The sequence below is a fragment of the Spirosoma endbachense genome, assembly GCF_010233585.1.
GTDB lineage: Bacteria > Bacteroidota > Bacteroidia > Cytophagales > Spirosomataceae > Spirosoma > Spirosoma endbachense.
Genome location: NZ_CP045997.1, coordinates 5,184,814 through 5,206,771 on the forward strand (window position 1 = coordinate 5,184,814; position 21,958 = coordinate 5,206,771).

The 21,958-nt window shown below is 45.6% G+C and carries 19 protein-coding genes; 14 read left to right on the forward strand and 5 right to left on the reverse strand.

The window, feature by feature from the left end; translation table 11 throughout:
* The 6 genes from GJR95_RS20900 (at position 1) to GJR95_RS20925 (ending at position 4,660) form a co-directional block, all read left to right on the forward strand.
* Positions 1–330, forward strand: coding sequence for a hypothetical protein (locus GJR95_RS20900; protein WP_162387708.1), 330 nt, complete (start codon positions 1–3; stop codon positions 328–330).
* Positions 331–393: 63 nt separating this feature from the next.
* Positions 394–969, forward strand: a complete 576-nt coding sequence (locus GJR95_RS20905) for a hypothetical protein (RefSeq protein WP_162387709.1) — start codon at positions 394–396, stop codon at positions 967–969.
* 146 nt (positions 970–1,115) lie between these two features.
* Entirely contained in the window at positions 1,116–1,538 is a 423-nt protein-coding gene (locus GJR95_RS20910) for a hypothetical protein (protein WP_162387710.1), read from the forward strand.
* Between the two features lie 184 nt (positions 1,539–1,722).
* Complete coding sequence (locus GJR95_RS20915; RefSeq protein ID WP_162387711.1) at positions 1,723–2,673, forward strand: ABC-three component system protein; 951 nt, start codon at positions 1,723–1,725, stop codon at positions 2,671–2,673.
* 9 nt (positions 2,674–2,682) lie between these two features.
* Positions 2,683–2,946 (forward strand): ABC-three component system middle component 6, encoded by a 264-nt coding sequence (locus GJR95_RS20920; protein ID WP_162387712.1) that lies wholly within the window; start codon positions 2,683–2,685, stop codon positions 2,944–2,946.
* Positions 2,918–4,660 carry a DUF2326 domain-containing protein gene (locus GJR95_RS20925; RefSeq protein WP_162387713.1) on the forward strand — a complete coding sequence of 581 codons (1,743 nt, stop codon included), beginning with the start codon at positions 2,918–2,920 and terminating at the stop codon, positions 4,658–4,660. Before GJR95_RS20920 ends, GJR95_RS20925 begins: the two co-directional genes overlap by 29 nt.
* 251 nt (positions 4,661–4,911) lie before the next feature.
* Here GJR95_RS20925 and GJR95_RS20930 read toward each other — a convergent pair whose 3' ends face one another.
* Positions 4,912–6,315, reverse strand: coding sequence for a DUF4041 domain-containing protein (locus tag GJR95_RS20930; protein ID WP_162387714.1), 1,404 nt, complete (start codon positions 6,313–6,315; stop codon positions 4,912–4,914).
* Positions 6,316–6,830: 515 nt separating this feature from the next.
* Here GJR95_RS20930 and GJR95_RS20935 point away from each other — a divergent pair.
* The 5 genes from GJR95_RS20935 (at position 6,831) to GJR95_RS20955 (ending at position 10,164) form a co-directional block, all read left to right on the forward strand.
* Positions 6,831–7,091: a helix-turn-helix domain-containing protein gene (locus GJR95_RS20935; RefSeq protein WP_232540808.1), complete on the forward strand. Its 261-nt coding sequence runs from the start codon at positions 6,831–6,833 to the stop codon at positions 7,089–7,091.
* Positions 7,092–7,297: 206 nt separating this feature from the next.
* Positions 7,298–8,002 (forward strand): hypothetical protein, encoded by a 705-nt coding sequence (locus GJR95_RS20940; protein ID WP_162387715.1) that lies wholly within the window; start codon positions 7,298–7,300, stop codon positions 8,000–8,002.
* A 1-nt stretch (position 8,003) separates the two neighbouring features.
* Entirely contained in the window at positions 8,004–8,771 is a 768-nt protein-coding gene (locus GJR95_RS20945) for a Rha family transcriptional regulator (protein WP_162387716.1), read from the forward strand.
* A gap of 265 nt (positions 8,772–9,036) precedes the next feature.
* Complete coding sequence (locus GJR95_RS20950) at positions 9,037–9,300, forward strand: hypothetical protein (RefSeq protein ID WP_162387717.1); 264 nt, start codon at positions 9,037–9,039, stop codon at positions 9,298–9,300.
* Between the two features lie 498 nt (positions 9,301–9,798).
* Complete coding sequence (locus GJR95_RS20955; protein ID WP_162387718.1) at positions 9,799–10,164, forward strand: hypothetical protein; 366 nt, start codon at positions 9,799–9,801, stop codon at positions 10,162–10,164.
* A 795-nt stretch (positions 10,165–10,959) separates the two neighbouring features.
* On the opposite strand, the gene GJR95_RS20960 is transcribed toward GJR95_RS20955, so the two are convergent.
* The 3 genes from GJR95_RS20960 to GJR95_RS20970 form a co-directional block, all read right to left on the reverse strand.
* The gene (locus GJR95_RS20960; RefSeq protein ID WP_162387719.1) at positions 10,960–11,304 is read right to left on the reverse strand and encodes a DUF1801 domain-containing protein; all 345 of its coding nucleotides are present in this window, start codon (positions 11,302–11,304) and stop codon (positions 10,960–10,962) included.
* Positions 11,305–11,722: 418 nt separating this feature from the next.
* Positions 11,723–12,166: an ester cyclase gene (locus GJR95_RS20965; protein WP_232540809.1), complete on the reverse strand. Its 444-nt coding sequence runs from the start codon at positions 12,164–12,166 to the stop codon at positions 11,723–11,725.
* 67 nt (positions 12,167–12,233) lie between these two features.
* Positions 12,234–12,788, reverse strand: a complete 555-nt coding sequence (locus GJR95_RS20970; protein WP_162387720.1) for a Crp/Fnr family transcriptional regulator — start codon at positions 12,786–12,788, stop codon at positions 12,234–12,236.
* A 1,030-nt stretch (positions 12,789–13,818) separates the two neighbouring features.
* On the opposite strand from GJR95_RS20970, the gene GJR95_RS20975 reads away from it, so the two are divergent.
* From GJR95_RS20975 to GJR95_RS20985, 3 genes are all read left to right on the forward strand, one after another.
* On the forward strand, positions 13,819–14,622 hold the full coding sequence (locus GJR95_RS20975; protein WP_162387721.1) for an exosporium glycoprotein BclB-related protein: 804 nt from the start codon (positions 13,819–13,821) through the stop codon (positions 14,620–14,622).
* 120 nt (positions 14,623–14,742) lie between these two features.
* Positions 14,743–17,460, forward strand: a complete 2,718-nt coding sequence (locus tag GJR95_RS20980) for a hypothetical protein (RefSeq protein ID WP_162387722.1) — start codon at positions 14,743–14,745, stop codon at positions 17,458–17,460.
* A gap of 565 nt (positions 17,461–18,025) precedes the next feature.
* A complete protein-coding gene (locus GJR95_RS20985; RefSeq protein WP_162387723.1) occupies positions 18,026–19,423 on the forward strand; it encodes an IPT/TIG domain-containing protein in 1,398 nt (465 codons plus the stop codon).
* Positions 19,424–19,720: 297 nt separating this feature from the next.
* On the opposite strand, the gene GJR95_RS20990 is transcribed toward GJR95_RS20985, so the two are convergent.
* Positions 19,721–21,535 (reverse strand): tetratricopeptide repeat-containing sensor histidine kinase, encoded by a 1,815-nt coding sequence (locus GJR95_RS20990; RefSeq protein ID WP_162387724.1) that lies wholly within the window; start codon positions 21,533–21,535, stop codon positions 19,721–19,723.
* Positions 21,536–21,958: the final 423 nt, after the last annotated feature.

Sequence of the window (21,958 nt, forward strand, 5' to 3'; positions counted from 1 at the left end):
ATGATCTGGACAGCCTGGAACAATGGAGCCTACAAATTGTCCGGAGCTGGGTATGGCTTTAAGATTGACAAAGCCGACCGAGATCGGCATTGTCAGAGGGACTGGAAAGCGGTAATCGTTCACCTGCCTTCTCCCAAAGGAGAGACCGAAGTAGAGGTGAACGTAGACAAAGCGTCCTTCTGGAACAAAACCTGTCGTGAGCTAATCTATAAAAGGATCGGTCGATGGCTATTAAATAATCACTATGCTCCCTGGCCGATGGGAGATCCGCTTCAGTTTGAGGTTCAATCTACCGGTAACGGACATTTTAAAGTGATCAGAGGACTTTGATAAAAATCGGCTAAGGCGACTGAATTTTATGCACTGTTTCTACCTAACTACAGATGAGATTGCATGAACAATAACGAATTACTAGACGAATTAACCGCTAATGTTGAGTCGATACTGCCGAGGTTAAAAAAGCCGGTTGTCTTATACCGGCAAACAATGGATGGTTTCAACTCTTGTGATGTCTCCAGTGATTTAAAGTATCGTAAAAACTTTACCCGCTTTTACCGCCTACGGCTGCCGCGTACAGATTGTTACGATCACTACTTCGAGCTACTAGAGCGTAGCAAGACCAATTTGGATATCAGTATAGCAGGTATTTTGGCCGAACTTCAAACCAAAACGGGCCGCATTGAAGCATCGTTTGCCTCAAAACTGCTGGCCACCATTAACCCTCATCAGCCGGTAATCGATAGTATTGTCTTGAACCGGATGGGCTTGCGATTACCAGGTTACAGCGAGTCCAATCGGATGCAAAAAGTGATTGACCTATATCAAGTACTACAAGCCCGTTTTGAGGATATGAAGCAGGACGAACGTTTTAGCGGTCTTAAACTCAACTTTATGACCGCCTTTCCAGATTGTGGCTTTACGGATTTGAAAATACTGGATTTGTTAATCTGGCAGTTAAGAGAGGATTAGACAGGCGCTCACCACCAACTCGTTCAAGTGAAATTATCCCAATGCTTATTTAGACATCTTTTTTTATGCGCTGGAGTCAACCCTTACCGTACGACTTAACAAGAAGTCAAGCACGGCTGAGTGTACCCCGAACCCACACAAGTACTGTGCCCACTCAGCCAGGCACGTACGTTATTTTTCGACTTGATGAGGAGTTAATCCAAAACTGCATTCTTGATATCGGCAAGGCGGGGCTACGGGATGGGAAAGGCCAAAAGGAACAAAAGGGTTTACAGGGAAGGATTGCGGATACCTGTCCCCATTCAGCCTCGGAAAGAATGGCACGCGATGTAAAAAGCGGAGCACTGCCGGACGCGTTGCAAATCGTGTGGTTTACAACCGAAACGCAGGCCGAAGCTGAAGCCCTGAAAGCTGGTTTGATTAACCTGTTTAAACGGGAATTCGGCCATAATCCCGTTTATAATAGAAGGAACGCCAGGTCGGCAAGCCCTGAGCAGTATGTCGACTACTATGACACGCTCAAGCCGCATTTAGGCCATAGTTCCTCGCTTACACTACAGAAAGCCTGACCGGGTGGGGTGGGACGTGCCTGGCAATAAATTACTTTACGACACGGCCTCAGCTGTTAAACGCTCAAGTCAGTAGAAATGAGTAAACTACCATAAAGTATAAATAAACCGCTTTGTTTGTGTTTATCAGTAGTTGTCTGCTCTTTACTGTCTTTAATCTATCTTTACACACCAATTATGTTAAATGATGACTACTGACGAGCTTTACCTTGTTCGATCCCTTTTCAAACAAGAAATATACACTCGCCATGGGCAATCTTACGAAGACTTCTTTGTAAATATAATGCGTGCCTATAATTCGAACTTCGAATCCGTGCGGCCACAAGGTAGATACGGTGACCGTAAGAATGACGGATTTGACAGACGTACCGGCACCTATTATCAGGTATATGCGCCTGAAAATCCATTAAGTAGAGAAAAAGAAACAATTGATAAGTTATGTGAAGATTTTGCCGGACTTTATAATTATTGGAACTCCTTATATCCAGTAAAGGAATTTTTTTTCGTAATTAACGATAAGTACAATGGAGTTTACGCCACTGTTCAGGAGCAATATGCCGCCATTGAGAACGCTTATCCTGGCGTTAAATGCGCTTCGTTCTTAGCTCATCATCTTGAAGATATTTTTTTAAAATTCCCCTTAAGTGAATGCATAAAATGGATTCACTTATTACCCAATATTGACGTTAATGATTTCAAAATCAGTATATTAGATGATGTTATAAAACATCTACTAAAGGAAAAAACTTTGATTTCTTCCGTTGGGTTTCCCGAGAACCCTGACTTTGACCGTAAGATAGAATTTAATCGCCTTGGCAAGGTGTATGGTAGTTTACTCACTACAGCCAGTCTCCACGAAGGAACACTCGAAAACTATTTTCGAGTCAACAGTGCTTTTGCCAAAGAGGATTTACAGGCAAAGTTTGTCATGTTATACAGAGAGGGAAAAGAGAAATTCGCGGATATGTCAGATGGAAGTGATCAGACTTTCCTCCACATCCTAAATGAGGCTATGCCAGTACAGCATCATGGAGTACAAGATGCTGTACTGGTTCTAATGAGCTATTTCTTTAGCTACTGTGACATATTTGAGGAGCCGTTAGCGCCTAAACAGCTTGGTCTATTTTCTGCTTGAGCGGTTATCATGATTTTGCCAACCAAACATATCAGAATTTCTGAATCGCTTCTTGGTTTAGGCGCGTTTTTGTTACGAGACATAACTGCCACTCCGCAAACGGTTGATGATTTGATAGCCAGAATGGATAAAATAAACCGGCAGTTAAAAGGAACATTTCACGGAATAGATAATTTGGTTTTGACTCTCGATTTTCTGTATCTCATAGGCTCTATAGATATCGATTCTGAAGGAAAACTTTATAATGCGGCTACTGAAACTTTCATCGAATAAAGCGTCATTTCAAACTGTCGAGTTTAATAGGAAGGGTATATCCTTAATTATTGGAAAGCGAGCGGACGGCAATTATCAGTCTGATAATAAAAAGTCTACTTATAATAGTGTCGGAAAGTCACTAACTATTGCTTTAATTCATTTTTGCTTAGGGTCGCACAAAAACGCAGAGTTTGAAAGTAAGTTAGAGGACTGGAGCTTCTCCCTATCGTTTGAGATTAATGAAATTACTTACACTGCTACAAGGTTTTGTAACGATCAACAAGTAATCTGGCTGAATAATGAATCAATAAAGCTTGATGATTATAAAAAGAAACTAGCTGATCTAGTTTTTATTATTCCCAAAAATATAAAAAACTTAACATTCAGATCATTAATAGCTCGGTTTATACGGCCTCAGAAAGAAAGTTACAATTCGTATGATGTTTACAAAAAAAAAGAACAAGATTATGACCGATTACTAAACAATGCTTTCCTGCTAGGTTTGGATGTCAATTTAATGGCGGATAAATACAATCTAAAGGACGAATACGATAAGTTAGATAATCTCCGTAGGAGCACAGAGAAGGATCCAGTCTTAAAATCATTCTTTGAGGGTGACAGAGATTTAAGTATTGATATTACAGATCTGAAGCAGAAAGTAGCACGCTTACGTAAAAGTCTTGACAGCTTTCGGATTGCTGATGATTACTATGCTGTCCTTCGTGAGGTAAATGTACTGAAGGGTAAAGTAGCACAAATAGAATCGACCGCAGATTCATATAGAATTGCCTTAAGGAATATTGATGATAGCTTAAAAATTCAACCTGATATCCCAAGGGACAAAGTCCTTGAATTGTACCAAGAGGCTGTGGTTTCTCTAAATGATGCTGTAAAACGTAGATTGGAAGAAGTAGAAGAATTCCATCGAAAAATTATTGAGAATCGCTCAAAGCGCTTAACTACTGAAAAGAAACGGTATGAAAACCAATTAAGAAAATTCGACTCTGACATTTCAACTTTTAATAAAGAGAAAGATAGGCTTACCGAATACCTAAAAGGTAAAGGAGCTCTTGACGAGTTTACAAGCTTAAATAACCAGGTACGTGATTATGAAATACAGCTTGATAAGCTTGAAACGTACAGGAAACTAATCAATGAGTATAAGCGAAAGCTAGAAGAAATTAAGCTTCAAGTAAGCGAGGAAAATCTTAAGACTAGTCGATATATAGAGCATAATTATGCTCTATTAGAAACTAATATTTTGCTTTTTCGCTCATTTGTGGACCAATTCTACTCGGATAAAAGCGCGGGTATTCAAATAGAAATTAATGATGATTTTAACCGGCAACGATTTGACATTCGCGCTAGGATTGATGACGATAAAGGAGATGGAGTAGGGGCAGTAAAAATCTTCTGTTTTGATTGGACACTATTGGAAGGAAAACATAACCACAATGTTAACTTCTTATTTCATGATAGCCGACTACTTTCAGAAATTGATTCTCATCAAGTAGCAACTCTTTTCCAGGTAGCTTACGATAAGACACAAGTCACAAACTTTCAGTATATTATTTCTAGCAACCAGAATATAATTGATAGTTTGCGGGAAGAATATACTCAGGAAGAGTTTACTAAATATATCGAAGATAGTACTATCCTTGAGCTAACAGATGAGTCCCATGCATCAAAGCTTCTAGGTGTGCAAGTAGACTTAATTGATTATGATAATTAGATATATTTTGTGTGCATAAACTAATTACTAGCTTCAATTATCCAACCAGCTCCTATATCCGCTTATCCAGCGACTGATTCATTTCGTTTTGCAGTCATAGAATAGCTTGCGAATCGCTAGTTTTTGTAGAGGATGATTTCCATCCGATCATCGTCGTTTTTTATTCCACCACCTATTCACATTATTGTTATGTACATGTGATTTAGGATTTACTTGGCATTATAAGCAATAAAACTGATCCGCAGCTTCCTCTAAGTCAAACTACTTGGAAACTCTTCGGCAATCATCTGTTCGACCGTTACTAATGGCGTTTGAGCGTGGAGCTTCTCCAAAATAGCTAACGTCTCTCGGTACTCCATCGCTTCAGGAAGCCGCGAAAATTCCGCGTTAAGACCGATCTCTTTTACTTTCTGCTCAATCTCATCCAACGTTACGTTAAAAAATTCCTTACGGTAGTTGAGCATGTTTACTTTTTTGTCAGTAAACGCTTTGTGCAATTCGTATTCTAACGTACGAGCTTCGTCAGAATAAATCATGGCATGTATATCAAATTGGAAGGGCACCGACGCATCCCCCAATTCTTTGACCCGATCCTCTGGCTCTAAACGCCGCGTCATACCAATCTTGTAGACGTTTTCGCCGAATGAGCCAATATTTGAAATTATGTATACGTGCCCCCGCTTAGTTTGCTGGGCCATCGACAAAGCCCTCTCTTTCCTAGCCTGGGCTTCCTCCAGTTCACGTTCTAACATCAGAATTTGGGTCAGCAGCCGGTCCTGCTTTTCACCCGTCGCTAGTTCCACTTCCCGACGAGCCTTATCTAATGCTTTCTGATAATTGGCTTCCTCTTTTTGGGCTTCGCGTTGGGCCTGTTCAAACTCCCGTTTGGCTTTCTCTTCCTCACGCAACTCTTCCTGTATAGCCCGCATGGCTTCCTTCTCCTGCTGGCGCTTAGCTTGATATTCGTATTCTAGAACTAATTCCTGCTGTTTAAAGCCTAAATAGTCTTTGTTGAGGTAAACTTTGAAGCCTTCACCTAACTTATTGATGGCATCGAATATCTTCTGCATTCGTTCCTTCATCTGATTGATATTATTCCACTTGACTTTGGCGATCAATACATCGCACTCGCCATTGAAGGCTCGTAACATCAGTTTTTTGTACACCCGCACTACTGCTTTACCTTTGGCTTCACTACCTTCTACTGTCCACTGCGTATCGCACAGGGCAGCTTTGTCCATACTGATTAGTGCTTTTTGCGCTTCGATGAATTCAGTTTGTTCAGCGCGATATTCGTCTGACTTTTCAAAGTCGTATACCGGCTCGTACACGCCAAATTCAATCAAATCCAGTTTTGATTCGAAGACGTTAACCTCCTTTCGCAACTTGGTGTACATTTCCAGGGCCACTTGATACTGAGCGTTTAGCGTAGTCAACTTTTCGTTAGCGGCTTCTACCTCAGTTGTTTTCGCGTCGACCATTTGCACCAAATTTCTCTTTTGCCTATCTACTTCAGCTTCAATATCTACAATTGGTTTGTAGTGTTGTAATTGCCCATTGAGCTTTTCAATAAGTAGTTCATCCTGTTCACGCTTCGCATTTAGGGCAGCAATTTCAACCAGTTCTTTTTTCTTTATAAAGTCAAACAATCCCATTAGTCGGCTATTTTTTGTTTGTGTTTTGGTACGGTAACGCCTGGCTTAACAATTAATAAGCTGGCAACATGATTATGGGAATTGAACTATTCCAAAGCATCCTACTGGGTTACTTTCGGCCTGCCTGTTTTGTCGTCAATTAACAGCCTCTTCCTTTGATTCCGTTTGACAAAAAGGCGAATACTGGCTTTACTGCCCCCAATAAGTATGGCCTGAGTGGACTTAGTTGAAACATCCCAATAATTTACAACCAAGTATGTGCTGTTTCAATCAAATCCCTAATATTGCCGCTAATGGGCCTAACATCAATCCACTAACAACAGCCCTACCTATGACCGACTTGTTTAATTAATGAGTTCAAATCGGATTGTCTGCTTCAGGCTAATCAGCTGCAAATCATGAATATTATGAATTGCCCAACCTACGATTGTACGCACTATCGCTGAATTAAAGCGTTGATTCCTACATTATACCTATTCACATATATGCTATTGACTTAACGGTAGTAAAACTATGTGCCACCACCCTATAAGCGTCAAAATGCTATATTTACAGGAAAGCAGATTATTATGTCAGAGATTACAGAGCAGGTTGGCCAGTTAATACGGGAGGCTCGTCAGAAAAAGGGGCTTAGCCAATTGGAGTTAGCAGAAATATTAGGGGTAACCAAGGCAGCGGTTAGTGGCTACGAAACAGGAAAGCAAAATCTTACTGTTGGTACACTGCATAAAGTAGCGTTAGCTTTGGACATGCCCATGAAAATAACTCTTGGATAATACGTATTTTTTTAACTATTAAGTACAGATATATCTATACTATTTCGTATTATTGTATTGTCAATCAGATTTAGAAAAGGCGATATAGTACCTAAGAGGTTGCTCGCTGGACTGTATGAACCGACTTGACAGGCAAAAAGAAACCCCGCGCTAAATTCTTGGCAGAGCTAGCAGCGGGGCAGTGTTCACCCTAACAGTTAATTAAAATGACCACGGATCAAAATTACGTGGGTGGGGGATTGTATGCAAATCCCAATCCATCAGTGGCCGAAAATGGCCTACAAACCCCTTCTGCGGCTGATAATCGGCAGCCTACGCTTACTCCCTCAATTACAGCTGAGGAATTCATTTCTCAACATGCCTATTTGATCGGACTCGCTCCGAATCAGTTGGCTCAGCAACTCACCGAGCGCCTGCAGGCACAACCCGTTCACTACCAGACAATACTTGATGGTATTGCCCTGCTGCGTGCCTTTACCCCAACGGCCCAGGTCTATCCTAATGCCAACTATGCTCTGCTGTTCCGGGGATGGGACATGATTGGCCTGGCCTTCCTGCCCAACCGTCCCGGCGATCCCGCCCATGCCATTGCCACCTACGAGAATGATAACCGCAACATGATGCGCCATATACTGCAACTTGATGCCGACAAAGTGCTGCTAGCTACTCGCCTGTGTGAAGAGGAGGCTATTGATGATAGCTGGTTTCGGGAGGTGAAAGCGTTGCGCATGACAGCCATGTGGTACGGCTATGAGCATCTGGACTGGCTGATGCTGCTACCCCAGGAAAATGTGAGTTACGTCTTGGAAGAGATGGGGGAAGAGTTGCTCGACGGTGGGGTGAGCTACGAGGCCTTAACCGAGCACTATGTTGATTTTCCCGGAATTGTTTTCCCTTCAGCTACCTACTAAGATGGAACCTACGCCAAACATCCATCTGATTCCGGTACGCACGTCGGGAGAGACGTTAACCGTTAGCAGCCTTGACTTTGCTCATGGATTAGGAGTAAATCATAAGAGCTTGCTGGAAACAATTCGAACCCATCAACGGGCCATCGAGCGTGACTTTGGCAGGGTCGCCTTTGAAACAGAGTCAGGTAAAAAAGATTCGCCGTTTCAAACGGCGAATCTTCAACCAGAAAAGAAAAGCACCAAGCCTATCACTGTTGCTTATTTAACCGAAGACCAGGCGCTGTTCATTGGTACGCTCAGCCGCAATTCTAAACGAGTTGTCGAACTCAAAGCTACGCTAGTCAAATCCTTCTCCCAGGCGCGCCGGCGACTGCGGGAAGCGGGCCAGACACCGCTACCAGCCGACTACCTCCGTCAGCACGACCAACGCATCGCCGATCTGGAGCAGCAGCTGAAGCAAATGCTCGATTCCCAACAGCAAGCCGCCCGATCACTGCTTGATGTTCCCCGTAGCACCGAGCCCTTACCCATTGAAACGACCCGGATAAAGATCCAACGCATTGTTAATGGCTACTGTCGGGTCAATAACCTCAAGCAGCAGGATATCTGGCGCCGCGTCTACGACCGCTTGTATTATTTATACCACGTCAACATCCGGGCCCATAAGCGATCGGAGCGGGAAAGCTGGCTGGACGTGGCCGAACGAAGTGGCCACATCGAGAAGATCTATGCCATTGTCAGTGCCGAGTTGACCTATACTGATGAGTGAACATCCCTGCTGAGACGATGAGCAAATCGCTACTAATCGTCAATTGATTAACCCCACTTTTTAGTACCGATGGACAACTCTTTGACTGAACCCAGAATGGGCTACAAACCCATTCCTCCACTGTTAGCAGCCAGTCTGTGGTTGCTGCTGGCCGCAACGGCCGTACAGCTAGCCCGTTAGCGGATGCCAAAAACTTACCCCAGTTTTCATTTTTCAACCAACCGGGCCGGTTTCTTACCACCCTACCAATCCCTTGTTTATTCCCATGGATAACACCAACAATCCCGATTCACAAGCCAATGCCCACGAGCAACAATTAGCCGACTGGGAAGCCCTACGAAACCAGTTATCAAACCCAGAGCAAGGTAATATTCCCATTACTCCGCTGGCGTTAAACCAGCGCCAACTGACTGCCTGGAAGGACTTAAAGCAGCAGCTGCTGGCGGCGAACCCAGAGAATCCGCAGATCGGCTACTGTGACCAGCGAATTGCCAACATCCAGGCCGAGATCAATCGGCTCAGTGAGTAGGTAATGTGAAGGCCCGAATGTTCTCGTCGGGCCTTCATCAATAAAAAGCATCATTAGTAACGAGCCTAGTTCAGATATCTTCCTGACTATGGCTATTCTGAAGTGAACTGCATGATTCCGCTTATGAAGTTCTAGTAAGAATCAGATTACATAAAGTCTTAACCGTTCGGTCATAGCTGCGGGAAGTTGACCAATATAGTACCAATCACTCCCTTAATTTTATCAGAGAAAGGGCAATTCCTAGTATATTCGAAGGCTGCAATCAAACGTTCTAAGCGGGAGAGCTGTGCAGATATACTCGATCAAAGAGGTCTTTGGAGAAGATATGCTTTTTGATGACTACTGATGAGGATTAAAAAGCATATGGTAAAGTTGTGTGAGGGACATAACTATCAGTGAAGATTCTAATAAAGAGATTTTGGTGGCATTGAAACTTATAAAAAAGCCAAGGTAGAGCTAGGTATACAACGGCTGGAAAAACCAAAGGGTTGCTTAATTATGGTTCAGGCTCCTGATTATGAAGAATTTGAAAATTTGAAGAGGCAAGTCCATGAGCAGGGCTTGGAACTTAGTTTCCTTCGGTCATTACTGCTACAAGTTGCCTGGCTGGATCGTGCCCAAACAATGAAGGCGCTAGACGTTTCGCACGAAACGCTTCGACGGATTCACTTATCTGGAGAGCTCAGGTACCGATACAAGGGTGACCGCCCTTTTTACTGTATTTATTCTGTTCGGGATTATCTAATAGGTAAAAAAATTTCGCCAGAAGTTGCCCAACGCCGTGTTCTTGCCGCGTTGTTTGACTCTCCAAATGAAAAACCGACCAAAGCTAAACGTAATGGTTGGACCGATGCTACAAAGTGAAATTAAATTATAATTCTATTTGCAATATAGAGTTATGATGATTCGTAACAGCCGCTACAGGTAGGCTCTTCTTGAAATTCAGAGAAATATACTATTTCGGTTATTTACTCCTGGCCAGGATAGCTAATCTAATCCAAGGGTGCCAAACTTGGCCGATAGTGTATCGACAGATTATTCTATCGGCGTAGCCGCCCGTCGATTTGGTATTGCATGGCCCATTTGACATTCATCAACTTCGGCAAATCGGTCTAATCTAAAAGAGTTGACAATACCAAGCTGGCCAATGTCTTGAGTAATCCCATGCCTGCTCCACTAACTCCCGAGATCGACTCGGTAGCCGATCGGCCGGTACTTGAGCAATCAACCCGACCTAAAATTGTGCGAACTGTTAACGGTATATAGCTGCTAAGCAAGCTACACATCAAGAGTTCTGGAACTGACTATACGCTCAACTTTTACAACGATACCGCTTTGATGCCTACTTATGGGAGAGGGCAAAAGGAATCCAAGTATCTGGATATTGTCGAGGAACACGGCCAGCTCGAAAACCTGTATGCGATAGCTGATCAATGCCTGAGACCGAAATAGATTTACCGTTTTTTTGATGGTTGCAACTACCAAAGCGAACTAGATATCAAATAGCTCTCCCTGACGGGGTCCGTTGTAGGCTGTTTTTCTTGAACCAATAAATATTTCTTCCGAATCGTACTCAATTCGCCACGAGTTCACTGTAGCATCCGCTAACCGATCCTATCGTCGTGTCGGTGATTCTAATGGTGTTAGCTACCTCAATTTTCATAACGATTCGGATGCCTGTTTCAGAAGAGTTGCCAACAGGCCATAATCCACTTCCTGGCCTTCAATAATCGCTGCGGTTTTTCGGTCAGGGGTTGACATCGACTTGAAAAACCCCTTAATTTCCTGCAATTCACCGGCATTAAAGATCATAAAAGATACCTTTTCCTTGGCTGCGTGGATGACACAGGCAAAGTGACCATTTTTCAAGTAATGCGGTTTTCCGTACTGCATCCTCTCTTCAATGATGGGAACGGTTTCGGCAATCATTGTACGAAGCGATTCACAAACGGCAGTTTGCCATTTCGGCAGCTTTTGAAAGTAGTTGGTGACTTCCTGGTTCATAAGTAGTTGTGTTTAAATACTGACTAGCTCCGACAAATATACGGTCGACTTTCTGCCTCTGACGGGTGTGAAAATGACAAGTATAGGGTCATTTGCGCCAACAATTTATGAACTTCAAATCGCTGTAAAGAGTAGACATAATGGTTGTTGAAAAACCGCTCCAATGGAATTCATTTGGATTCAACAGGAGAGTAGCAACCGCTGGAAGAAAAGCAACTGACAGGTATTTCGACTGAAAAAGACCAATTACAGAACTCTATTTGATAGCTGGCCCCGCCAGGGTGGCCCGCTTTGGTAGTTGCAACCTTTGATGTCGTGCTAAAAGTCCGGTTCGATTGAATCGGACTTTTTAGTTGTTGCTGCGAAAAGTCTGTACTAATCGTCGTATCGATTTTATAACTGATCCTGGACTAATACATTATTCTGGAATCTGGCAGCCCTTGTTTACTTTCTGCTTTAGTTGGGTTTCTAATACGTTCCCATCAATGGCAGCCCAATGCTCAATGATTTTGCCATCCGCAATTCGATAAAACCGATACCCTGTTGTACTAACTTGAGCACCGGTCGCTTCAATACCACGCCATAAACCAATATGGGTCATCATCATTTTAACTTTTAGAATCGTCTTATTGCCTTCGGTAACCTGATCTTCAATGAGCGTCTGATGTTCGAAGGATTGGCTGGTGGCTTGAAGCCATTTTAACAAACCTACACGGTCGGCTGGTAAAGCCGTTGGTAATGAGTGGTCAACATAGTCATGATGAAGATAATCATCGAGCTTGTCATACTGTTGATGATTCCAAACTTCTTCAATGAAGTTGAGGGCTAACTGTTTAACCTGATTTAGATCCATTGCTTCCATCGTTTAAGGTTAGCAAAGGTAGGTAGGCAGTGAGCTGCGAATGTGTGACAAAAGTCAAAAAAGAGTCCTACTTCAAGCGACGAATTCGGCTTAATGTTTCCCGACGAATCCCTAAATACGATGCCAGTTGACCTAACGGAAGCCGTTGAATTAGATCGGGTTTCTTTTGACGTAATAAATCATATCGCTCTTTGGCCGAATATAAGGTGAACCAGGACGCATATTCTTCCTGCTCTTCCAAAAGAGTTTCCAGCAAGTTTCTGCCTAAAGTTTCAATCGGATGAGACTGTTGATAAAGCCCAACTAAATCCACTTTGGCCATGCTCAATACGGATGAGGGCTCAAGTGCCTGGATAGTCAATTCGCTTGGCTGCTCGTTACGCAGACTTTTTAAATCGGTTAAAAACGAATTTTCAAGGCTAAAGGCCACATTTCGTTCGTCACCTGCTTTCAGCTGAAAGCTGCGTAAAAGCCCGGTTTGCAGAAAGAATATGTGTTTACATAGTTGACCAGGTTGCAGGATTGTTTCACCTTTCATGTACTGATGCTCAGTCAGTATGTGACTGAACATCGACCAGGAATGTTCATCAAGTTGGGTTAATTTTTTGAGCGTATCAAACATGACAACCTTATTATATAGTCGCAATAGGTAAAGAAGCGCTGAAGCGGTATTCTATAATGCAAGGCAGGTTAACGCAGGTACAACTGTACTACCCAAAGCCAGGCATATATGAAACAGCGCTGGTAATAAAAAAGCCTTCAGGATCGGAGAAATAACCAACGTATGCCGACTAAGTTCGGTGCTGGCTAAGTGAACTTCCGACAGGTATATACTTTTTGATAAGTACTTATTATAGCGTCAATACCCGGTGCTGGGTATGGGCCTTTTTGGGTCTAAATAACCTAGAAAGGGTGGTTAGAAGCGAACGCCCGGTTTCGATGAGATCGGGCGTTTTTCTATGCGTTCGCATATCAAGCAGTTGTAATTGTACATTAAAACAAGTTTTTGTTGCAATAAATACTTAGAGAATATACTCAAGTAACAAAAAATATAAACTTATTGTAAATCCAAGTAGCTCATATCTACGTATATACTCCAATTCATGGGCTAATTCTATAGCTACTGAATACAATAGGTTATCCTTTGCCTTACCACCTTTCCTCCCAAATCATACGAATGGTCTACCTTTCTCTTTCCTCCCAGATAACTTCAGTTCGACTCGCAAATCTGACTACAACTCATTTAGTCAGTCGATCGACCAGCCTACAAGTCTCCATAAAGCTGGCCAATTCACCACAGACAGGTAACTACTCCTCATCAGTGGGTAGTGCTTAAGCCTGAACGCGCTGGCTTCAGCAAAATCACAAGCCAGTCAGCCCCATGCCCATGTAGCACCGGCAACCCGCCTGGCGGTTCCGACAATGATCCCCAGAGTTGTCTTCTCCGGCTCAATCGGTAGCTGGATCCTGCCAACTTATTGGCGGAATACCATCAGCTGGTGAGGCATGCTTCGGGCGAAGTGGCCACAAACCTCTCTGTAAGCCCTTTTGTCCTGTCTTTAAGGTCTTTTTCCGGTCAATCAGATAAAGACCCGGTAAACTAATCCTGTGCCTTCTCATTGAAAACGTCTTTAACTAAACCTCCGTTAACCATGAAAAACAATGTATTGCTTTGTCTTTTTGGCCTGCTCCTGTTTGCCCAACACTCCAGAGCTCAGGTCGGTATTGGTACCAATAGCCCCGATGGCAGCGCTCAACTGGAAGTCCAGTCCAGTACCAAAGGGTTGCTGATTCCACGAGTCAACAGCACAGGCGATGTGGCTAATCCGGCAGAGGGGTTGCTGGTGTACCAAACCGGGGGAACAGCCGGGTTTTATTTCCGGAAAAGCGGTCAATGGGTTCGCCTGGCAACGACAGCTGATGTCTCGGGAGGCTCCTCCGCGGGAAGCATAATTCCCTTTTCCTCGGGTCTACCCGTTACGATGACGACCATTCTGGGTGGCCTGGCGGGTACAGGTGCCTTATTGGGCTTTGGCAATTCTGCATCGGGTATCACTACGGGAGGATCCATCGATCTCACTGGTAATGCAGGGGTCTTACTTAATTTCGCATTCTCCGTTCCCCGTGCCGGCACGATCACTTCCCTGTCCGGCTTTTTTAGTACAACTCAGGCACTATCGCTAATCGGCACGACGGTTACCGTCAATGCCCAGTTATATAAAGCCAGTGAATCGAGTAATACCTTTACCCCCGTGGGGGGGGCAACCGTTAGTTTAGCGCCTGGCCTAACGGGTATTATAGGGTTGGGCACCACCAGCTCTGGCGTAACATCAGGCCTGGCTATTCCCGTTACGGCAGGGACCCGGTTGTTGCTCGTCTTTAACTCGACATCTGCCGGGCTAACGTTAATCAATACGGTCAGCGGCTACGCCAGTGCAGGCGTCACCATTGAATAACCTTGGTTTTAGGTGTGGCATTTGAGGGAGGGATCCTGCCCTGAGGGTTCGGTGCTAATCGCCGGACGCCTGCGGCTGATCCTTTCTGGAAAACTTCACGGTCTATTCGACAATTCATCTATGAAACAAGGTCTATTCCTAACCATCTTGCTTACTATGCTTTCCCTACGCGGAATGGCTCAGTTTGTCAATCAGGGGACGCTTTTTGTTACTACAGGCACGTCGCTCGTCACGAGTGAAGCCTTTACCAACACCGGCTCAGTGACTAATAATGGCCGCATGAGCTTTCGGGCGAATGTGACCAACAACGGTAGCTTCAACGCGGCTCAGGGCGAAGGTCTGCTGGCAGGAACAGCCAGCCAGACCATTGCCGGGTCAACCAGTCTGACCTTTGGTAAGCTCACGCTGCAAAACACCGCAGCCGGTCAGTCGATGGTGCTGGCCGTACCGGTTACGGCCAGCCAATCGCTGAGCCTTGTAGATGGTATTCTGAAAACGGATGCTACCAACCTGCTCACCCTAAACGACAATGCCCAGGCCGTTGGAGCCAGTAATGCCTCGCACGTAGTAGGACCCATAGCCAAAATTGGTGATGAGGCTTTCACCTTTCCACTGGGCAATGGCACTACCTATCGACCAGCCTCCATTTCTCCACAAGGAACCCCAACGGATGCTTTTACGGCCCAGTATGTAGAGACGTCGCCCTCCCAGTCTACCAGTCTGGCTGCCTGCCTGGCGGTGATCTCCGATAAAGAGTATTGGCAGATTGACCATACCAGTGGCAGTGGATCCGCTCAGGTTGGACTTGCTTATCAAAATGTAGCGACCAGTCCGTCGATCACCTCGTCTCCTAATTTACGGGTGGTCCGTTTCAACGGGAGTGTGTGGGATCCGATTTCCTGCTCGGCTAATGGTGGTTTGGCCGCTGGACTGGTCTCCACGGACGGAGCTACGGCTATGTTTGGCCAATTCACCCTAGGAACTCAAACTCCGGTACCGACGATTTCGGGTTTGACGGCTAATCCCATAACGGTTTGTACGGGCAGCCCCCTTACTTTCACAGCAACGCTGGGTAATGTAACAGGAACTTATACCTTCACGCTGACCAATGGCAGCAGTACAACGATGGGGAATGCATCAGGAACTGCTTTCAGCCAGACAGTGACAGCCACAGAGTCGAGCAGTCAAAGTTTCACCCTGACCGTGAGTGTAGCTGGCCAATCCGCCAATAGCACCGCCAGTGTGACCATTAACGCGCTACCTATTGCCAGTTTGGCCAATAATGGTCCGCTAACCTGCGCTCTGACAAGCGTGACCTTAACCGCCGGAAGTGGGGGTAGCACCTACCTGTTTAGTGCTGGAGTCAGCCAACCCAATGGGCCTTCTTCCTCTACGGCTAGCGTCAGTCAATCGGGTGTTTACTCGGTGACCGTGCTGTCGGGCAGTGGCTGCTCGTCGGTGGCCAGCACGACGGTGACCAGTAACACAGCCCTGTCAGCGCCAACCCTGCAAGCTTCAGCTTCCTCGACGTCTAACCAGCCCATCTCCGTGACCGCTACGGGTTGTGCGGGAACAGTCAACTGGCTCCCCCAGGGCGGAACAGGCCAGGCCAATGGTAACATCTACACGTTCACTCAGCCGGGCAACTATACGCTCACGGCTACCTGTTCGGTGGGTAACTGCACCAGTCCGCAAGCCGCTCCGGTCAGTTTGCAGATCCTACCCGGTGGTTTTGCCATTCAGGCCGTCAAGATGGTCAATTGCACGCTCATCGATGAAGCCAAAGGGGGCTATCAGGTCCAGTTCACGCCCCAGTACAGCGGGTCTAATGGCAATCAAATCACCTTCGCGGTGGTCAATGAAAAGGCGGCTACGACAGAGGCTCCACCCTACTCCTTAAAGCTCTATACGGATAACCCGGTGATCACCCTGGTCGCTAATCAGGCGGGCAGTACCGAAGCGCGCTATGCCTACAACTGGTTTGCCTCCTGTCAGAGTGGCACTGACCCCAACCAGCAGCCCACCACAAGTGGTATTCCCAACCAGACCATTCTGGTGAATCAGGCTTATCAGCTCAATCTGAACAACTACTTCTCGGATCCTGATGGGCAAGCCTTAACCTATTCGGCGACAGGTTTACCCGGTGGACTCTCGGTCAGTGGTAGCTTGATCAGCGGCACACCTTCGACGACTGGCGTAAGCTCGGTACAGGTAACGGCTCTGGATCCAGGTGGCTTACAGGTGAGCAGTAGCTTCCAGTTGACGGTAAATCCCATGCCTTCGACGCCCGCGGGCTTTACGATCGTAGGGGTATCGACGGTGAGCTGTGAGGTGTTAAGTACAGGGCTTCGTCGGGTGACCTTTACACCCCAGTATGGCGGAGTAGACAGCTCACCGATTAGTTTCTCGGTGGTCAATGAGATGCCGGCTACGACCAATCCGGGACCGTACAGTCTCAATCTGTACACGGATAACCCGAGTATTACCCTGAGTGCCAAACAGGGCGCTACAACCGCTACTTTCCTCTACAACTGGTTATCGATCTGCACGGCTCCCACCCGAGTGGGTGTGGCAGAAACGGGACCAGGATTACAGGTCAACGTTTTGGGCAATCCGGTGGAAGGTAGAACCGTCGATGTCGAGATTCGGGGGGTAGCAGGCCAGGCTGTGCAGTTGAATCTGGTGGATATGCAGGGTAAGCTCCTGCATCAGCAGCGGCTTGACGAAGCGGGTTCTGTAGAACGGGTGAGTGTGCCTATTGGTACAGGTAAGGGATTATTACTCTTGCAGGTCAATACTACTCAGGAACACCGGCAAGTGAAACTGTTGAAACCCTAGTTTGTCCTTTAGCTGATGGAATACAACGCCCGGTTTCAATGAGATCGGGCGTTTTCTATTGGTATCGACTTGACCAGACCCCATTCGATCAAATCACTTTGTCGAACAAATTAGCCTACTTCACCTGGTCGGGTAGTAAAAGTAGAGATTTCGCTGCCTCGGACCACCGCCGGGTCACCCGCCAATTCCGTTGTCAGTTGACCGCGTCCCGGCCGCTAGCCGCTCGTGGGGAACCGCACGGTGGCCACCTCCATATCAGATGGTACGGCAACTAACGTCAACTCTGAAGAAGCGGATGAGATATAATTAGCACTTAGCAACATTTATAATTTTTTTAAACGAACCTGTTACGTCAACCGGTTTAACAACAATAAAGGAGCATCGTGGTCAGGCAAATACAACGACTAAACAGCTATTCGCTAAGGGATAACGTATTTTTGTGTTCGGCTGAATAATAACTTTATTGCGAGGATTTATCGAACTCTAGTGCACTAGAATTAAGGTTGAACAATTACCATTTATTCATATCCACATGTTAAAAAATTTACTTGCTTACCTGTCAATCATGAGCTTATTTCTAGTGCTGGCCTGCGGCAAAGACAATAGCTCAACGCCTACACCATCAACGCCCACAACGCCGACGGCAAATCCCCCAACAATCACGGGCGTAACACCGATGACTGGCTCGGTTGGCACGAAAGTCGTCATTACGGGAACAGCCTTTAGTGCTACAACGGCCAATAACAATATAAAATTTGGCAGTACGGAGGCAACTGTGGATAGTGCTACTACAACACGGCTAGTCACGAAAGTGCCACAGGGTGCCCAGTCCGGAAAAATAAGTGTGACAGTGAGTGGAACAACGGTAAGTAGTACTAGCGATTTCGTCATTATGACTACACCTACCGTCACAACCCCTACGTTTGGTACTGCTATCAACAATCAAACCACATCGGGCATAACCAGTTCTACCGCACGGGCAGTATCGGTACTGAATCAGCTTGGAGACCAGGCCATCAGCCAGCATGGTCATGTTTGGAGCAAAGGCACGCAAACTCCCACATTGGCAAGTAACACTGGCAAAACAGAATTAGGGTCTTTAGCCTCTTCAGTAGCTGTGCCCTACAGTGTTTCCAGTGCTCTAACCGGACTCGATGCCGCGACTAACTATACCATCCGTGCTTATCTGACAACAGCATCAGGCACAACCTATGGCCCTACCTTTACCTTCACCACGCTGACGGCAACGACCACCACCGCAACAACCTGTATTTTAAGTAGTATAACACAACGAGTTACGTATACTGGTGATAGTTATACGGCGACCATCAGTTATGATGCTCAGGGACGAGTATCCAAAATTACCTATAGCAGTGGCACAGTGCTAACATTTTCGTATGCCACTAGCGGAGAATTAGTGTCGGTGGAAGAGAAATTGGGGAGTTCACTTAATAAGTATGTCTTTACCTATTCTGGGGGTAAGCTAACGGAGTATAGTTACAATAATGCTGTCTACAAAGTGTCACTAAATGCATCTGGCCAGATAGTCACTATTCAGCCTACTTCTGGCGATATAGCCGAGTCTAAACTTAGCTATGATAGTCAGGGAAATCTCACCTCTCTTGTAGAAACACTGAAAGCTGGGGGAGAGACTCGTACAGACCTAACCTATGATGATAAAAAGCTGGCATTTGCGAGTGTTGCACTATCTGAAGCGCATAAGATTGTATTGACTAGTAATTTTTTCAATGTAACTGCCATCGGCTCTAATCTGGGACTTTTTGGCAAAAACAACCCGCTAACTACTAAAATCTCCCCGAAAAATTCCGCCGGTGTTGTTGGTACAATAACGACAAGAACAGATACATACATATATAAAGATGGGTTTCCAACTTCATCTGTTATGTCGTTAAACGGCAATCAAGTGGGTAGTACTTCATTTACTACCAGTAATTGTAAATAAGTATCTAGCTGCCTGCTCTGAAATGAAGTTGTAAAAGTTAAGGTATATGCCCGGTTCAGCAGGGAACCGGGCATTCCTTATTTAGTCAGGCTACAGTTCAGAGCTATTGAATTTAGAGACTTTCACATACTAATGGGCTTGTGTATTTTGAGCTTACATCTCTAGGATACATCCAGAAGCAGCCGATTGAAGTTCTGAAACGGCTCAATGAACAACTGAACCTAGTTGAGACGGACACCGCAGCCCACCGCAAACACCTGATACAAAAGCTAGGGGTAAAGCGTGTAGTCAGTAGGATCAAGTTCGCGATGAAACACGGACGGCTGTCTTAAGCGGCACAACAATCTGATTTCGTATCCCGCCTTCCGGCCTAAAATCGACCTGCCACATACCGCCCAGTGTGTTAACCCGTGCTGTTACGTTCCGTAATCCTTGTCCATCTTTACGTTGGCTGCTGAAACCTACTCCATTATCACCGACTGTCAGATGGAGCATTCCATTTTCCTGACTAAAGCTAATGTACCCTTCCGTCGCCTTAGCGTGTTTAATCGTATTATTGAGCAATTCCAGGCAGACACTATATAACTCAAATTCCGTTTGGGCATTTAATCTCGGTAAAGTCTCAATCCCTGTCAGTTTAAACCATACAGACGTATTGTGATTCAGTTTCGTCAATAAGGCCTGGAGCGCTACAGGTAGTCCCTGCCTGGCTAATTCGTCGGGAAGTAGATTGTGGGAGAGGAGCCGAACATCATTGTAGGCCTGATCAACTTGTAGGCTGATGGTCGCATAGGCGTTCTGTTCCATAAGGGATAGTTTGGATCTATCCATAGCTTCCAGAGTCCAGCGGAGGGCGGAGAGGGTAGTGCCCAGATTATCGTGGAGGTCGGCTGCAACACGCTGGCGTTCGAGGGCTTGCCCCCGCAAAAGAGCAGCTCGGATAGCCTGGTTTTTCTGACGAAGGCGACGGTTACTATAAACAATAATACCTAGTAACACGACCAAAATGAGAATGCTGCCAAGCAATACCCTACTTTGACTACGTTGGTTTTCGATGGTTAAGCGGGCAAGCTCGGCCTGATGCTGTTTGGCATCGTATTTCAATTGCAATTCGGCGAGTAGCACTTTGGAGCGTTGGCGTTGTGTACTATCTTCAAGTTGCTTTATGATTTCCAGTTCCTGTAATGCGGATTGGGGTTGATTCAATAGCTTATAGGCCTCAAAGACAATACGGCGCGATTGAAGCACTTTCGTCGGGGACTTTATCGCCGTTGCATACGATAGCATATTCAATCCATCCGAAAGTAGCTTGGGAGGCTCTTGCTCAAAGCGGTGCATAGCTGACAGGGCTGTGAAATAATCGAAGTATTCCTGATTACTCAGGTTGGGTAAATAAGATTGGCAGCTTTTCCAGGTTTGCCGGTGTCTCGGGTCACCTAGGTGAAGGTAACAGATTGTGAAAAGCAGGCTATGGTAAAATGTCATCTCCTTATAACCCGTTCGCTGACTTTCCTGCCACGATTCGGTTAAATAGTAACGAGCCTGTTTGTAATCCTGTAATTGCAGATACGCCCGACCCAGTTGATAACAGAGTGCTGAATAAAACAATCGTTTCGGTGTTTTCAGCGATATTTTTCGACCCTTCTGTAAATAACGGATGGCCACTTGTGTACTGGTGGAGTCCGCCCAATCGCTATTTAATTCATTGGCGCTCATCTGCGTATAAGCCGCCAGCAGCACTTCGGGATGGTTCAGATGAATTAGCCGCTCCAATGCCCGTAAAAAATAAGATTTTGCCTGGGTCGCATTACCCAGTACAGTTTGGTAGTGCCCTTTTCGGTATAAAAGCAGTGCTTCTCCAAAAGGCCATGTATAGTTTTTATTGATAGCCTCAAAACGTCGTAAGTGTTCGTCGGCACGTTGCGGCATGCCCTGAATGATCCAGTGCCGGGCGCATCGGTCGTGCAGATAGGCTACTGCTGTATCCCGACCGTAGCTAACCGGAAGTTTGCTCAGTTGAATTAACTGTTTCTCTTCGGGCGGGGGAGCAGGTTGCCCCTGGCTCGTAGCCAGCATAAGGGTGCAGATTATCAGACAGATAAAACGTCGCATCAGCACAAACGATTAGATACGGAAAGCTACTATTATTTGGCAGCTTACCGCGCTACTTGGCCAAAAAATCATGGTTTTCCATGATCCAAAAAATCATGGTTTCCCCTGATCGAATAGCATAGAAAACCATGAATAACCGACTGGGATTATCCGCTCATCTTTGTCCTGTAGTAAAGAAAAATAAGGCTAACAGTCCCATCATGATCGGATCAGAAATCAACCCAGGGAATCGGGGGAAAGCCTATAGCGCACGTAGTTATTGACGAGTGTGGGTTGTCGTCGTTTCGGGTAAGGGGATAGTTATCGATGAAGTTGGTTTCGATCTAATCAGGGAGCAGCCGCCAAACGGTTACGCACATGACGACAAATGGCAAGAAGATTTACGCCACGATGACTCCGCAGCCCGGTCAGCGTGCTAGTACC